The sequence below is a fragment of the Arthrobacter sp. ZGTC131 genome (assembly GCF_002929275.1).
Taxonomy (GTDB): domain Bacteria; phylum Actinomycetota; class Actinomycetes; order Actinomycetales; family Micrococcaceae; genus Arthrobacter.
Window position 1 is genome coordinate 1 of the sequence record NZ_PJIK01000042.1, and the last position, 1,846, is coordinate 1,846.

1 protein-coding gene is annotated in these 1,846 nt (G+C 64.4%); it reads left to right on the forward strand.

Features of this window, described 5'->3' with window-relative positions; translation table 11 throughout:
* Positions 1 to 38: 38 nt before the first annotated feature.
* On the forward strand, positions 39 to 1,846 hold a 1,808-nt coding region (locus CXQ90_RS21590; RefSeq protein ID WP_258064703.1), incomplete at its 3' end, for a BCCT family transporter.

Genomic DNA, 1,846 nt, shown 5'->3' on the forward strand with positions numbered 1-1,846 from the left:
CCGCTGTCCTCGATCCGAGGGACGGAGAGGCAGCACCACTGCCGGACGTCGAAGAGTATGAGCAGATCCTGGAAGAGCTGCGTAGTGCCAGGACCGAGCAGGCCGTCTCTTTGCGCCGGAACCACTCGCTCACGCTCGACAAGGTAACGTTCGGGATCACCGGCGTCATCGCCATCGCCTTTGTGGTCTGGGGCTTTGTGGGCCGTGACAGCCTCGCCTCTACCTCCACTACTGCCCTGAACTGGGTCATGGAGTACACCGGCTGGCTCTTTATGGTCCTGGCTTCCTTGTTCGTCGTCTTTGTCCTGTGGCTGGCCCTCGGCAAGTTCGGCAACATCCCGCTGGGGAAGGACGGCGAGAAGCCCGAATTCCGTACCGTCTCGTGGGTCGCGATGATGTTCGCCGCCGGCATGGGCATCGGACTGATGTTCTACGGCGTAGCCGAACCGCTTTACCACTACATTTCTCCCCCGCCCGGAACCGTGGACGGCCGCACCCCCGCAGCCATCCAGACGGCCATGGCCACCTCGATCTTCCACTGGACCCTGCACCCCTGGGCAATGTATGCAGTGGTCGGCATTGCCATGGCGTACGGCACCTACCGCCTGGGCCGCAGGCAACTGGTCTCCGCGGCCTTCACCTCGCTCTTTGGCATCAGGATGGTAGAAGGCCCGCTCGGGAAGTTCATCAACATCCTGGCCATTTTCGCCACCCTCTTTGGTACGGCCGCTTCCCTGGGCCTCGGCGCCCTGCAGATCGGCAGCGGCATGACCTCCAACGGCTGGTTCGGCGAAATCGGCACTCCCGTGCTTGTGGGGATCGTCGCCGTCCTGACCTTCTGCTTCGTCGCTTCGGCCGTCTCCGGCATCAGCCGCGGCATCCAGTGGCTCTCCAACATCAACATGGTCCTGGCCGTCGTCCTCGCACTCATCGTTTTCATTGCCGGGCCCACCCTGTTCATCCTCAACCTGATCCCGTCCGCCGTTGGCGACTACGCCCGCGACCTGGCCGAGATGTCGTCCCGGACCGAAGCGGTCGGCGATGAGGCCCTGCGGAGCTGGATGACGGGTTGGACCATCTTCTACTGGGCCTGGTGGATCTCCTGGACGCCCTTCGTAGGCATGTTTATTGCCCGCATCAGCCGCGGCCGCACCATCCGCCAGTTCGTCACCGGCGTGCTGCTGGTGCCCAGCGTCGTCAGCGTGATCTGGTTTGGTATCTTCGGCGGAGCCGCTTTCCACGTCCAGCAGGAAGCCGATAAGGCAGGCACGCCCGGGCTGGTAACAACGGTCGACGGCGTCTCGTCCGTCAACTTCGACGGTGCACTCTTCGACCTGGTCAAGAACCTCGGCATGCCCGGCTGGCTCACTGCTGGTGTCATCGTGCTGGCCATGGTCCTGGTGGCGATCTTCTTTGTCACCGGCGCCGATGCTGCTTCGATCGTGATGGGATCGCTCAGCTCCAACGGCGCCGAGCACCCCCGCCGCGGAGTAGTGATCTTCTGGGGCAGCCTCACCGGCGCCGTGGCGGCGGTCATGCTGCTGGCCGGCGGCGACGAACCCTCGGAGGCCTTGGCCGGCCTGCAACGCATCACCATCGTCGCAGCGCTACCGTTCATCGTCGTCATGCTCCTGCTCTGCTTTGCCCTCGCCAAGGACCTCCGTCGCGATCCGCTCTCCCTGCGACGGCGCCTGGCCACATCCGTCGTCGAACGCGCCATACGAACCGGCGTGGAACAACACGGCGGCGTTCAATTCGACCTCGTCACGAAACATGACTGCGCCGATTCATGCCCGGACCCCGACTCCCACCACGGCGGCACCCACACGGGCAGCATCCCCACCGT